Annotated in this window: 14 protein-coding genes; 3 read left to right on the top strand and 11 right to left on the bottom strand. The window is 53.9% G+C overall.

Annotated elements, in window-relative coordinates; genetic code table 11:
• Window positions 1–43: 43 nt before the first annotated feature.
• The 9 genes from F3J29_RS08880 to rluE all read right to left on the bottom strand — a co-directional run bounded on the left by F3J29_RS08880 (window position 44) and on the right by rluE (window position 8,447).
• On the bottom strand, window positions 44–1,165 hold the full coding sequence (locus tag F3J29_RS08880; protein ID WP_166865354.1) for a ribosomal protein uL16 3-hydroxylase: 1,122 nt from the start codon (window positions 1,163–1,165) through the stop codon (window positions 44–46).
• A 197-nt stretch (window positions 1,166–1,362) separates the two neighbouring features.
• Complete coding sequence (gene phoQ, locus F3J29_RS08875; RefSeq protein ID WP_166865350.1) at window positions 1,363–2,832, bottom strand: two-component system sensor histidine kinase PhoQ; 1,470 nt, start codon at window positions 2,830–2,832, stop codon at window positions 1,363–1,365.
• Window positions 2,833–3,504 (bottom strand): two-component system response regulator PhoP, encoded by a 672-nt coding sequence (gene phoP / locus F3J29_RS08870; RefSeq protein ID WP_016535912.1) that lies wholly within the window; start codon window positions 3,502–3,504, stop codon window positions 2,833–2,835.
• A 274-nt stretch (window positions 3,505–3,778) separates the two neighbouring features.
• Window positions 3,779–5,149: an adenylosuccinate lyase gene (purB, locus tag F3J29_RS08865; RefSeq protein ID WP_085541671.1), complete on the bottom strand. Its 1,371-nt coding sequence runs from the start codon at window positions 5,147–5,149 to the stop codon at window positions 3,779–3,781.
• Between the two features lie 16 nt (window positions 5,150–5,165).
• Window positions 5,166–5,795: a high frequency lysogenization protein HflD gene (gene hflD / locus F3J29_RS08860; RefSeq protein WP_166865347.1), complete on the bottom strand. Its 630-nt coding sequence runs from the start codon at window positions 5,793–5,795 to the stop codon at window positions 5,166–5,168.
• 22 nt (window positions 5,796–5,817) lie between these two features.
• Window positions 5,818–6,927, bottom strand: a complete 1,110-nt coding sequence (gene mnmA / locus F3J29_RS08855) for a tRNA 2-thiouridine(34) synthase MnmA (RefSeq protein WP_166865344.1) — start codon at window positions 6,925–6,927, stop codon at window positions 5,818–5,820.
• 53 nt (window positions 6,928–6,980) lie between these two features.
• Window positions 6,981–7,442 carry an NUDIX hydrolase gene (locus F3J29_RS08850; protein ID WP_166865341.1) on the bottom strand — a complete coding sequence of 154 codons (462 nt, stop codon included), beginning with the start codon at window positions 7,440–7,442 and terminating at the stop codon, window positions 6,981–6,983.
• A 13-nt stretch (window positions 7,443–7,455) separates the two neighbouring features.
• Window positions 7,456–7,785, bottom strand: coding sequence for a lysozyme inhibitor LprI family protein (locus F3J29_RS08845; protein WP_166865338.1), 330 nt, complete (start codon window positions 7,783–7,785; stop codon window positions 7,456–7,458).
• On the bottom strand, window positions 7,782–8,447 hold the full coding sequence (rluE, locus tag F3J29_RS08840) for a 23S rRNA pseudouridine(2457) synthase RluE (protein ID WP_166865335.1): 666 nt from the start codon (window positions 8,445–8,447) through the stop codon (window positions 7,782–7,784). Before rluE ends, F3J29_RS08845 begins: the two co-directional genes overlap by 4 nt.
• 107 nt (window positions 8,448–8,554) lie before the next feature.
• On the opposite strand from rluE, the gene icd reads away from it, so the two are divergent.
• The 3 genes from icd to F3J29_RS22855 all read left to right on the top strand — a co-directional run bounded on the left by icd (window position 8,555) and on the right by F3J29_RS22855 (window position 11,734).
• On the top strand, window positions 8,555–9,805 hold the full coding sequence (gene icd / locus F3J29_RS08835; protein ID WP_166865332.1) for an NADP-dependent isocitrate dehydrogenase: 1,251 nt from the start codon (window positions 8,555–8,557) through the stop codon (window positions 9,803–9,805).
• 64 nt (window positions 9,806–9,869) lie between these two features.
• Window positions 9,870–10,736 carry a carbon-nitrogen hydrolase family protein gene (locus F3J29_RS08830; RefSeq protein ID WP_166865329.1) on the top strand — a complete coding sequence of 289 codons (867 nt, stop codon included), beginning with the start codon at window positions 9,870–9,872 and terminating at the stop codon, window positions 10,734–10,736.
• Window positions 10,737–10,945: 209 nt separating this feature from the next.
• Entirely contained in the window at window positions 10,946–11,734 is a 789-nt protein-coding gene (locus F3J29_RS22855) for a DUF2971 domain-containing protein (RefSeq protein WP_353620547.1), read from the top strand.
• A 108-nt stretch (window positions 11,735–11,842) separates the two neighbouring features.
• Here the strand turns inward: F3J29_RS22855 and F3J29_RS08820 are convergent, their stop codons facing one another.
• Both F3J29_RS08820 and F3J29_RS08815 read right to left on the bottom strand, forming a co-directional pair.
• Entirely contained in the window at window positions 11,843–12,724 is an 882-nt protein-coding gene (locus F3J29_RS08820; RefSeq protein WP_166865326.1) for a hypothetical protein, read from the bottom strand.
• A 44-nt stretch (window positions 12,725–12,768) separates the two neighbouring features.
• Complete coding sequence (locus F3J29_RS08815; protein ID WP_102103919.1) at window positions 12,769–13,326, bottom strand: hypothetical protein; 558 nt, start codon at window positions 13,324–13,326, stop codon at window positions 12,769–12,771.
• Window positions 13,327–13,489 lie beyond the last annotated feature (163 nt).

The raw sequence follows: 13,489 nt of genomic DNA, 5'->3' as shown, positions 1-13,489 counted from the left end.
TCCCACCTTCGCCGCGATAAAACGGCGAAGGCAGGGCAGGGCTTTAGTCTTCGAAGAACCAGTAGCCGCTGTTCACCAGCGCGGCTAAGGTCGCGAGGAAGGAAGGATCTTCCAGCGCATCGCCAAACTTCTCCGCGTCCAGCTTGATATGGCTGGCCAGCGCTTCCACCGCCGGGCGGTGCGGGCTGTCGAGCTTCTCGCCGTTCACGTACACCTCACCGGCCACGCGCAGCACGCGCAGGCCGCCCAGGCGCACCAGATTGTCGCCCTGTTGCAGCGCATCGTAGATCTCATCCGGCTGATAAGGCGGCTCCGGCGGGGCAACGTCCAGTTCGTGGCGGGACTGGGTAATAAACTCGCCAAACCAGCTGTGGAAGGTCTCCGGCTGGTTAACGATGTCCAGCATCATCTCGCGCAGCTTGTCGATTTCCTGCGGCAGAATATCCGCCGGGTGCTGGCGCTCAGGTACGTCCGGGTCGGTGTAACGTAACCCGCCCAGCTCGCGCTGCAGCACGTAGTCGGCAAAGCCGCTGATCAGCTCGCGGCCGCTTGGGGCGCGGAAGCCGACGGAATAGTTCAGGGCGTTTTCCAGCGAGTAGCCTTCGTGCGGGAAGCCCGGCGGAATATACAGAATGTCGCCCGGCTCCATCTCTTCGTCAATGATGGCGTCAAACGGCTCAACCTGAAGCAGGTCCGGGTGTGGACAGTGCTGTTTCATGGCGACTTTTTCGCCCACACGCCAGCGGCGGCGGCCAACGCCCTGAATAATAAACACGTCGTACTGATCCAGGTGCGGGCCAACGCCGCCGCCTGGCACAGAGAAGGAGATCATCAGGTCGTCAATGCGCCAGTCGGGCAGGGCGCGGAAGGGACGCATCAGGGCGCTGGAAGGTTCATGCCAGTTGTTCACGGCCTGCACCAGCAGCGACCAGTTGTTTTCGCCGAGGTGATCGTAGCTCTGGAACGGACCGTGGCTGACCTGCCATTTACCGCCCTGGTGGCTCACGAGGCGGCTGTCCACCTCGCTTTCCATGGCAAGTCCAGCCAGCTCATCCGGTGAAATAGGGTCGATGAAGTTTTTAAAGCCGCGCTTCAGCACCACAGGGCGTTTTTGCCAGTAGCGTTCGATAAAGTCCGGCCAGTTTAAATCCAGGTGATAATCCATATTATTGTCTTCCTGCGAATGGAGGAGCCTGTCACAGATTATATACCCTTCATACTTCAAGTTACATGTGCGTTGGCTTCCTCGCTCACTCCGGTCACTTACCGAAGTAAGCTCCCGGGTATCCCCTGCGTTGCCGCCTGCCTGTAACTCGAATTATTTTGGATATCAATAATGATGAGTCGGGTTACGGGACTCTTTCACCCTTCATTCTGTTCCGGCTGCTGGCGGGCAAAAATCACCTCCATGCGCGCGCCGCCCAGAATGCTGGCGCTGGTCTGGATCTCGCCGTTGTACTGCTCGACAATTTCGCGGGCAACCGACAGCCCGACGCCCTGGCCCGGGCGCAGCGTATCGGCCCGCTGGCCGCGATCGAAGACCATGGCGCGTTTGCTTTCCGGAATGCCGGGGCCGTCGTCTTCCACGATCAGGTGCAGCGCGTCGTCGGTCTGGCGGGCGGTCACTTCCACAAACTCGAGGCAGTATTTACAGGCGTTATCCAGCAGGTTGCCCATCACTTCCATAAAGTCATTTTGCTCGCCGATAAAGGTAATCTCCGGCGAAACGTCCAGCGTGATGTTCACCCCTTTGCGCTGGTAAACCTTGTTCAGCGCCGAGCACAGGTTGTCCAGCAGCGGCGCAACGGAATGCAGCTCCCGGCTGAGCAGGGCGCTGTTGCCGCGCATGCTGGCGCGATGCAGGTAGTAGCCGATCTGCTGCGAGATGCGGCTGATCTGCTCCAGCATCACCGGTTCGGCCTGCTCGACGTTCATCTTGTCGGTTCGCAACGACCGCAGGGTCGACTGCAGCACGGCGAGCGGGGTTTTCAGGCTGTGCGTTAAGTCCGTCAGCGTGGTGCGGTACTTGTCGTGGCGATCGCGTTCGGTGCGCAGCAGCTGGTTAAGGTTACGTACAAGGCTTGTCAGCTCGCGGGTTGTTTCCGGGTTCAGGCTGTCGCGGTCGTGTTTTTCCAGCTCGCGCACTTCCTGCGCCAGTTCCTGAATTGGGCGCAGGCTCCACCAGGCGGCCAGCCACAGCAGCGGCACCACCAGCAGCAGGTTGGCCAGCAGGACGTAAATAAACCAGCTCCACACCATGTAAGAGCGTTTTAGCTCGATAGGAATGGTGTCCACCACCACCACGGTCAGGGCAGGCATCCGCGCGGTGGCCGGGTAGAGGTTGACCGCCACTGAGTGGGTCATTTCATAGCCGTCGTCGCTCTCGTCATCGTGCATGTCTTTCAGCTGGGCGAGGCGGTCTTTGTCGTTATCCAGCAGGGCGGTGCTGGTGGCGTAGTCGGCCTCCAGCTCGTGGAAGCCGTTGCCGGTCAGCCACTCTTTCTGGATCTGTTGCACCACATCCGGGACGTTACGCTGCATCCACAGCAGTTTGCCGTGCTCGTCATAAATCAGCGCCATGGTCGGGCTTTGGATGCTGATGTTGTCGGGCAAGTCAACCTGCAGCTTGCCGTCCTTCCAGCTGGAGAGCGTATAGAACAGGTTACTTTCCCCGCGCAGCAGGCGGAAGGTGGTTTTATCGAAGCTGACGCTGTAGCCAACCAGCGCCACCAGGCCATAGGCCAGGGACAGCACCATCACAACGGCGGCGGTGGCCAGTAAGAAGCGAACCCGCAGCGAAAGCGGCAGAATATGTCGAAAGATGTTCAGCATTTAGTGGAGATCGAACCTGTAGCCCTGCCCGCGCACGGTGGTGATCACTTCCTGCGGGTATTCGGCCTGAATTTTTTTACGTAAACGGCCCATCAGCACGTCAATAGTGTGGCTCTCTCGCAGCTCGGCGTCCGGGTAGAGCTGCAGCATCAGCGAATCTTTGCTCACCACTTTTCCGGCGTTGCGGATGATGGTTTCCATGATGGTGTATTCAAACGCGGTGAGCTTGATCAGGTTGTCGTTAATCGACAGCTCACGGCGGGACAAATCGACCTGGAACGGCGGCAGGGAAATCACCTGCGAGGCCAGGCCGCTATTACGGCGCATCAGCGCCTGCATGCGGGCAACAACCTCTTCCAGATGGAAAGGTTTGGTGACGTAGTCATCGGCCCCGGCGCCCAGAACTTCAACTTTGTCCTGCCAGCCTTCCCGGGCGGTTAGCACCAGAATGGGAATGGTCACGTCGTGGCTGCGCCAGCGGCGGATCAGGCTCATACCGTCTTCATCCGGCAGGCCTAAGTCAACAATCGCGATATCCGGGGTATGTTCATTCAGGAAATAGTCTGCCTCTTTGGCATCCTCGGCCGCATCCACCTGGTGGCCTGCTTCACGCAGCTGTACCTTAAGGTGATGACGCAGCAGGGCATTATCTTCCACGACCAGTACGCGCATTGTATTTCCTCAATCCATTCATAGTATTGATAGTTTAGCGCTAATTATTAATGACAGGAAATAAACCTCGTATAAACAATGCCCTTATGGAGATTAACGCTGGGTCAACAATCCCATTCGGCGGGAGACCCTCACCCTAACCCTCTCCCAGAGGGAGAGGGGATGAAAAAATATACCTTGTTACGTGTTTTCCCCCTCGCTCCTCTGGGGAGAGGGCCGGGGTGAGGGGGCAAACTGCAGGCAAAAAAAAGCCCTCCGAAGAGGGCCGTTTTCATTACTTCAGCTCGTCAACCATGGTAATGGCCCGGCCAATATAGTTGGCAGGCGTCATGGCTTTCAGGCGGGTTTTCTCTTCTTCCGGCAGCTCGAGGCTGTCGATAAACTGTTTCATGCCTTCGGCGTCAACGCGCTTACCGCGAGTCAGCTCTTTCAGCTTCTCGTACGGTTTTTCGATGCCGTAGCGGCGCATCACGGTCTGAATCGGCTCAGCCAGCACTTCCCAGTTGTGATCCAGTTCGTCCAGCAGGCGATCGCGGTTCACTTCCAGCTTGCTCACGCCCTTCAGCGTGGACTGGTAGGCGATCAGCGCGTAGCCAACGCCCACGCCCAGGTTACGCAGCACGGTGGAGTCGGTCAGGTCGCGCTGCCAGCGGGAAACCGGCAGTTTGCTTGCCAGGTGCTGCAGCACGGCGTTGGACAGGCCGAGGTTGCCTTCGGAGTTTTCGAAGTCAATCGGGTTCACCTTGTGCGGCATGGTGGAGGAGCCAATTTCACCGGCGATGGTCTTCTGCTTGAAGTGGTTCAGGGCGATGTAGCCCCACACGTCGCGGTCGAAGTCGATCAGGATGGTGTTGAAGCGCGCGATGCAGTCAAACAGCTCGGCAATATAGTCGTGCGGTTCGATCTGGGTGGTGTACGGGTTCCACTGAATGCCCAGAGAAGTCACGAATTCTTCGCTGAACTGGTGCCAGTCAACTTCCGGGTAAGCGGCGATGTGGGCGTTGTAGTTGCCGACCGCGCCGTTGATTTTACCGAGGATCTCAACGTTGCCGAGCTGGCGGAACTGGCGCTCCATACGGTATGCGACGTTTGCCATCTCTTTCCCCATGGTAGATGGGGTTGCAGGCTGGCCGTGGGTACGGGACAGCAGCGGGATGTCGCGGTACTGCACCGCCAGGTCTTTCACCGCGTCAATGATCTTACGCCAGTACGGCAGCACCACGTCTTTGCGCGCGGTATCCAGCATCAGCGCGTGGGACAGGTTGTTGATGTCTTCTGAAGTACAGGCGAAGTGAATAAATTCGGACACCGCGTGCAGGGCAGGGATCGCTTCCACTTTTTCTTTCAGGAAGTATTCCACCGCTTTCACATCGTGGTTGGTGGTGCGCTCGATGGTTTTGATGCGTGCGGCGTCAGCCTCGCTAAACTCAGCGACGATTTTATCAAGGTAACCGTTTGCGTCCGCATCAAAAGCAGGAACTTCCTTGATCGCTGCGTGCGCGGCCAGCTTTTGCAGCCAACGTACTTCGACCTGTACGCGGAATTTCAGCAGACCGAATTCGCTGAAAATAGCGCGCAGAGCGCTGACTTTGTCGCCGTAGCGCCCGTCGACGGGGGAAACGGCGGTCAGTGAGGATAATTCCATAACAACTCCTGAGAGGTTAAAAATGAGCAAGAATTTGTTTGGCCTGATCGGTCAGGCGACGACGAGAAAACATTAACTGCAGGCGGCCACCGCCAACCTGATGCCACAGCACGGCGGCACGGATCCCGGCCAGCAGCGCGGCGCGTACTTTACTTTGCACCTGCGGGCTTTGCAGCACGGCAGGCGAACCGGTGACCTGAATACGCGGGCCAAGCGGGCTGATGACATCCACGTAGATCCCGGCCATGGCGCTTAACAGCGTGTCGGACTCAAGATCGAAGTGTTCCAGCTGGCGCTGCAGGCCGTTAATTTTGCTGCCGAGCGTGTCCATCGCGCCTTTGGCGGTATGGAGTTTACGCTCCAGCACCATCAGGCTGAGCGTATAGCGCGTCAGCTCGGCGTTCATGCCCTGGCGGCTGCTGGCGTTCAGCACGCCCAGCAGAGTTTCAAGCCCGAGCTTAAGGTTAGCTTCGTTGCCGCCAAAAACATCCAGGGTTGAGCCTGGGTTCTGGTCAATCACGCTGTTGAGCGAGACGTGAAGCGCGTCGCTGTCGCAATGACCCTGATGTGCCAACTGCTGAACCAGACGGGCTGACTGGCAAATGCCGGCCAGCGCGAGAGTAATGTCGTAGTAGTTTTTAGCCACCAGGCTGCGTCCTTGTGTGTAATTAACTGACGAGCGGCAAACGCTGCTCGATAATGCCGCCGCCCAGGCACACTTCGCCGAGGTAGAACACCGCGGACTGGCCTGGGGTGACGGCGGCCACCGGCTCTTCAAAACGCACTTCTATGCGTTCATCGTCCAGCGGCGTAATCGTGCAGGGGATATCCGTCTGGCGGTAGCGGGTTTTCACCGTGCAGCTCAGCGGCGCGGTTAGCGGCTCGCGATCCACCCAGTGAAGCTGCTGGGCAATCAGCCCGACCGACATCAGACGCGGGTGATCGTGCCCCTGCGCGACGATAAGAATATTGTTGGCGACGTCTTTATCGACCACGTACCACGGATCTTCAGACCCTTCTTTGGTGCCGCCGATGCCGAGGCCTTTACGCTGACCAAGGGTGTGATACATCAGCCCCTGGTGCTCGCCGACGGTTTCGCCGTCCACGGTAATAATTTTACCCGGCTGGGCTGGCAGGTAGCGGCCCAGGAAGTCGCGGAACTTGCGCTCGCCGATGAAACAGATGCCGGTGGAATCTTTTTTCTTCGCGGTGACCAGATCCAGCTCTTCGGCAATGCGACGCACTTCTGGTTTTTCCAGCTCGCCGACCGGGAACAGGCTTTGGGCAATCTGTTTGTGGCTCAGCGTATAGAGGAAGTAGCTCTGGTCTTTGTTGCCGTCCAGGCCGCGCAGCAGTTGGCTTTTACCGTTCACGTCAGCGCGACGCACGTAGTGGCCGGTAGCAATGTAGTCGGCACCTAAATCTTCGGCGGCAAATTCCAGGAAGGCTTTAAATTTGATCTCTTTGTTGCAGAGGATATCCGGGTTTGGCGTGCGCCCGGCTTTGTACTCTTCGAGGAACAGTTCGAACACGTTGTCCCAGTACTCTGCGGCAAAGTTAACGGTGTGCAGTTCAATGCCCAGCTTGTCGCAAACGGCCTGCGCATCGGCTAAATCTTCCGCTGCGGTGCAGTACTCCTCGCCATCGTCTTCTTCCCAGTTCTTCATGAACAGGCCTTCCACCTTATAGCCCTGCTGCATCAGCAGGTAAGCGGAAACGGAGGAATCGACGCCGCCGGACATCCCGACGATCACTTTTTTCTGGCTGGTATCAGACATGGAGAGACTCACGACATTGAACTTCAAAGCGGCGTATTCTATCACGCAGGCCGCTACTTGACACCCTCTGTAAACGGCCAGTTAAAAGCCCCCAGCACCGACAGGGGATAACGCGGCTCCTGCTGGTAACAGCGGATGCTTTCCGCTACCAGCGGCGAGCGCAGATTTGCCGCATGGATAATGGCTTCGGCATCGAGCCACAGGCAGCGGTCGATATCGCTGTCGTGCGGGGTGGTTGGCAGCTGCTTATCCAGATCGATAGCAAACAGGAAGCGCAGGAAAGGCGTGTTGTCCGGGGCGATCCACTGGTGCATGCGGATAAAGCTCTGCGGTTCGGCGCGAATGCCCGTTTCTTCCCACAGCTCGCGCTTCGCGGCTTCAAGCAGCGTTTCGTCGGCTTCGAGGTGCCCGGCGGGCTGATTCCACAGCGCCTTACCCCGAATGGTTTCTTCGACGACTAAAAACTGACCTTCGGCCTGAACAACGCAGGCCACGGTGACGTGCGGCTTAAACATCGCTTCTCCTGGGTTAAAGCGGTTTGTCGATTTTGGCGTAAATGGCATCCAGCGCGCTGATGCGTTTGTTGTACTGCGTGGTCAGGCAGGCGACGTTAGACCCGCAGCTCTGGCGCTCTTTGAGCCAGGCTTGCTGCTGATCCTGCATGGCACCCTGGCCACCCATGGCAAACAGCCCTTTTAAGAACTGATATTTGGTGGCCATTTCGACGTCTTTATCATTCAGCGCCCGGTGGGCACAAATCGCTTTTTCATCTGGCGCATTGGCTTTGGCGCAGTCAAAGCTTGCCGCGCCTGCGGCCGTGGAGCCGAGCAGTAAGCTCAGCAGCAGTATCTTTTTCATTTCAGTTGCTCCGGGGGGACTTCGCGCCACTCGCCGTTGGCCAGGCCTTCCAGCGTGTAGTCGCCCATGGCATAGCGAATCAGGCGTAGGGTAGGGTAGCCCACGTGCGCCGTCATACGGCGAACCTGGCGGTTACGGCCTTCATAAAGCGTGATCTTCAGCCAGCTGGTGGGGATCGCCTTGCGTTCGCGAATCGGCGGGTTGCGCGGCCACAGCCACTCTGGCTCGGCGACCAGCTCGGCGCCTGCCGGCAGCGTGGGGCCGTCGTTCAGCTCGACGCCGTTGCGCAGGGCATTCAGGGCTTCCTCCGTTGGCTCGCCTTCCACCTGCACGTAATAGATTTTGCCGGTGCGTTTGCCCGGCTGGGTCAGTTTCGCCTGCAATGCTCCGTCGTTGGTGAGCACCAGCAGCCCTTCGCTGTCGCGATCTAATCGCCCCGCGGCATAGATGCCTTGTAAAGGAATGTAATCCTTTAGTGTGCTGCGCCCGGCTTCGTCGGTGAACTGCGGCAGCACATCGTAGGGCTTATTGAAGATAACCAGCTTCTTTGGACCGTCAGGTTTCTTGCGCCTGGCGACTTGTGGATTGCTGAATCGTTTAACTTGGTGATTCCTAAAAGAAGTTTTGTTCATAGTGTTTTCAGCGCGGGTGGATTGACGCATTATAACGGAAAACATGAGTGATTGGCGCGAGCCCGATATTGCAGTAGTATGAGCCCGCAAATTACAAATCATTAACAAAAAACCAGAAGCGCTCGAAGGAGAGGTGAATGGAAAGCAAAGTAGTCGTTCCGGCGGAAGGTAAAAAGATCACCCTGCAAAATGGCAAAATCAACGTTCCTCACAACCCGGTGATCCCGTTCATTGAAGGGGACGGTATCGGTGTGGACGTAACTCCTGCCATGATTAAAGTGGTGGATGCTGCCGTGGCAAAAGCCTACAACGGCGAGCGGAAAATTTCCTGGATGGAAATCTACACCGGCGAAAAATCTACCCAAGTTTATGGCCAGGACGTCTGGCTGCCAGAAGAAACTCTGGACCTGATTCGCGACTATCGCGTGGCCATCAAAGGCCCACTGACTACCCCAGTCGGCGGCGGTATTCGCTCCCTGAACGTTGCCCTGCGTCAGCAGCTGGACCTGTACGTTTGCCTGCGCCCGGTACGTTACTACCAGGGTACCCCAAGCCCGGTTAAACAGCCTGAACTGACCGACATGGTTATCTTCCGTGAGAACTCCGAAGATATCTATGCGGGCATCGAGTGGAAAGCGGACAGCGCCGAAGCGGACAAGGTTATCAAGTTCCTGCGTGACGAAATGGGCGTGAAGAAAATTCGCTTCCCTGAGCACTGCGGGATCGGCATCAAGCCTTGCTCTGAAGAAGGCACCAAACGCCTGGTACGTGCGGCCATCGAATACGCGATCACCAACGACCGTGATTCCGTGACCCTGGTGCACAAAGGCAACATTATGAAGTTCACCGAAGGCGCGTTCAAAGACTGGGGCTACCAGCTGGCTCGCGAAGAGTTCGGCGGCGAGCTGATCGACGGCGGCCCGTGGGTGAAAATCAAGAACCCGAACACCGGCAAAGAGATCGTTGTTAAAGACGTGATCGCCGATGCGTTCCTGCAGCAGATCCTGCTGCGTCCTGCGGAATACGACGTGATCGCCTGTATGAACCTGAACGGGGACTACATTTCTGATGCCCTGGCAGCACAGGTTGGCGGCATCGGTATCGCCCCGGGCGCAAACATCGGTGACGACTGCGCGCTGTTCGAAGCGACCCACGGTACCGCACCTAAGTACGCAGGCCAGGACAAAGTAAACCCAGGCTCCATCATTCTGTCCGCAGAAATGATGCTGCGTCATATGGAATGGTTCGAAGCGGCAGACCTGATCGTTAAGGGTATGGAAGGCGCTATCGAAGCTAAGACCGTAACCTATGACTTCGAGCGTCTGATGGATGGCGCTAAGCTGCTGAAATGTTCAGAATTTGGCGACGCTATCATTAAACACATGTAATCAGCTCTGCTGGTGATGTGACAACGGGAACCTCAGGGTTCCCGTTTTTATTGTTCGGTTTTGGATGGTGATTACCACCCCTGCGCCAAAAGAACATTGGGGCTGCCGGGATATGAGGCAAGGTGTTTGTTTTAAGATTTTAGCCGATGATTGTAAAAATATTGCGGGGATAAGTATGAACGTTATTCGGGAAAGGTTAAGCATTGCCGCGGGACAGTTTGCTCCGGTTCGCGGCAATATTGAAGAGAATATGCGCTGTCACGAATTGCTGATTACTTTGGCCGCCTCGGTAGATGTAAACCTGATCATTTTTCCGGAGCTTTCTTTAACGGGTTATGAGCCTGAGTTAGCCGAAAAATTGGCTCTCACCGATGAGTCCTGCCTCCAGCCGCTTCAGGCATTGGCCGACCGCCATGATATGACCATTGTGGCGGGGGCACCTTTGTATGTGCAGGATAATAAACCGGCTATTGGCGCATGTGTCATTTCTGCCGGGCAGCCAATTTCTTATTATCGAAAAATGTATCTTCATCCCGGAGAGTCTGATTACTTTTCATCCGGCACAGCGGCGTGTGTTATTACGGCCCGCACGTTTAACGTCGGCGTGGCTATATGCGCAGACGCCGGGCAGCCGAGGCATGTAGAACAAACGGTGCAGATAGGCGCTGAGATTTATATTAATTCAGTTTTGAGCGCAGGCGGCTATGAGAAAGATACCGATGTGCTTAAAAACTACGCCAAATATTACGCAATGCCTACGCTAATGGCCAATTACTGCGGCACCTCAGGCGGTTGGAAGCCCGTCGGGAAAAGCGCCGCATGGAATGCAAAAGGTGAACTTATTGCTCAGGCGCCAGAGGATCGTGCCGCCCTGGTCATTATGGATTTTAAGGACGGCGAGTGCGCCGGGAAAGTGATTTGCCTCAGCTAAGAGCAATATATTTACTGCAGTTTTATAGCGTGAAGGATTAATGTCCGCTCTGTGCCAGGAGCGGACGTAACTTACCTTTCTCGGTAATGAGAAAATTTGTTACTATTCCAAACAAACATCCATGCAATGATTGAGTTTTTTAGGCTACTTAATCTTTGTTCAAGTGTAGGGCGAACAGCTTAATACGATTCACACCACAAGGAGTTATAGTGTCTACTGAATTTATATGGCGATACCTAGATATAGAAAAATTCTCTATGCTTCTCAAGCAGCAAGCTTTATTTTTTAGCTCAGCTAAAAAATTTGAAGATCCGTTTGAAGGCGAGTTTGCCTGGGGACGTATAGGCTACGATAAATTTATTGAAACTCAGAAAAAGCTATGCCTTACCCATGGAGGTGGCATGGACCTGGACATGTTCATGGCATTCAATCTAAAGACTCTGAAAGAAATCAGCGAAAATACATACATAAGTTGCTGGCATAGCAGTGAGCATGAATCTGAAGCGATGTGGAAGCTGTATTGCAAAAATCCGGCCAAAGGTGTAGTCATAAAATCAAAGAAAAAAACACTCCAATCCCAACTTGAGAATAAAGGTTTAAAAAAACTCCAGTTAAAGCCAGTAAAATACATTTCGAATTTTTGGGTAAAACAATACAACCCAGAATCAGATGTTTTCTTTAGCAAAAGACCATCTTTCGAATTCGAAAAAGAATTTAGGGCTATATTTCAAGAAGGTGCATTTCACAATTCATCTGTAAATGGCAAGCTAATTCCAGTTTCCCTTGTTGAACTTTTAGACGAAATAAGAATATCACCGTTTGCCGTTCAAAATTTCAAAAATGAAGTTTTAGAACTTTCGAAAAAATATGGGCTTGACACAAAAGTAACAGTCTCGGAAATCGAAATGCATCCCATCATGAGCGTTGAGGAGAAAATTATTGCAGAAGGTTCTGGTTGGTATCAGTCAACAATCCGCTTGGCAGTGCGTGGCGCATAACACTGCGCTCGAATCGCTCATTTCGTTACTGAGACCAGCTAAAGAAAACCTCTTCGCTTAGGTGTTAATGTCCGCTCCTCGCACAAAGCGGACTTTCCGTTTAGTCAGTCAGTTCCAGTATTCATATTTCGCCGTCATTACGGCGTTATGTTTGTCCACATACTGTTTTCCTGTCCGATCGGTTGGGGCGATCGTGATATCCATATTGGCATGTGTACACTCTCCATGTGAGTTCCACTCCTTGCAGGTGGTCAGGTTTTTTTCAATCGTGAAATACGTCTGGGTCTTGCTTAGGGTCAACTCACGACCCTCGTTATCATAGCCATACTCTTCTATGGTTGAAGGTGATTGGGTTTTGATCAGGCGATGATTATCATCATAGCTATATACAATCGTATTATTATCTATCGCCATACTTCCTTTGCTTACCGCGCTTGCCAGTAATCCTGATGAATTGATGGTGTAGTCGATTGTGCCTACTGCGGTTTTGTCTTTATCTCCCGGTTTTGTAGCCACGAAAACGGAACGATTAAGCGCGTGGCTGATAATTCCTTTACTGTTAAGCTGGTACATTCCCTCAAAAGTCTGCCGATATATCTGCGTGGTTTTCTGGCTGTTTTTATCGGCTATAACCCCGTTTGAGTCTACCTGGATGCGCCAGCCAAATTCCGCTTTATTCAACTGAATGTCAGAGGTTGCCGTGAAAATGCCGTTCTGGCCCGTTGAGGCTTTGACCTCTTTCATATGGCTGCTCATTAGCTCACCGCATTGACTGAAGTTGCTTTGAAGCGATGTGCGGAGATATCCATCAGGGCTATCAATAGTGACTGATACAGATTTGGGCGTTTCAGTTCTTGCCTGCTGACTAAGAAGGATGAAGTTGTTCAGTTTGTTTTTAGCGAGGGTTTCCACAGTGCATTGTGCTGCATAAGTCTGAAATGTGCAGAGGGATAAGAGAGTAATAAACAGGTTTTTATTATTGAATGACACTATTTGTTGTCCTCATGAACCAGTCGGTTATCCAGATTATCTCATTAAGAGGTAACCTGCTCCTGAGTGAGCTGGTAAACATCATACATCGATGAACTTTTCATCGGTTTAACCGACCAATGAAACCGTGTCCCTTTGCCAATCATGATAGCGCTACGAATTTCAGTAATTGGTTGAAACTCGTGATTCGATTTTTGAAATTCCATTTGCTTGTTGCGCAGTGGCGCCGCGCCGTAAATGTCCCGGAATTCATGAATGAGCATCGCTTCGAATTCAGAATATACCTTAGAGGCGTTTCTCGCCCGAGGGAAACAATAGCCAATGAGGAATTCATGCTCGCCTTGCAGGTCCGCAAGATCCATCAGCCAGTTCTTATGCTGAGTAATGCGCTGTTCAAAGTTTCCTTCGCCGATGTACACCGTGGGAGAAATGCCGCGTGGGTATTCAATAGCAAACAGGCCATCGAGCCTGATGACATAAACGCATCGTTTAAGATCCTCCTGACTAACGCCTCTGCTTTGCAATACAGGAAGAACATCTTTTTTCCAGGTCTGGCGGCAGTTCCACTTCAGCCAGTCCCACTTAATTTGAACAACTGCCACTTAATCACTCCTTATCAAGATTATTTTGCGCCCGCCTGTTGAGCTTATCGCTTCAATTTATTCGGCAATAACCAACAAAGCTGCAAATGGATAGCCAGGTGAAGACAAATGCTCTCTTTTCAGCCTAAATACACCGTCATAATATATCGGCAGAGAAATGATT

The organism is Enterobacter sp. Cy-643, assembly GCF_011752815.1.
Lineage (GTDB): Bacteria > Pseudomonadota > Gammaproteobacteria > Enterobacterales > Enterobacteriaceae > Cedecea.
This window is presented reverse-complemented; position numbering and strand designations above follow the sequence as displayed.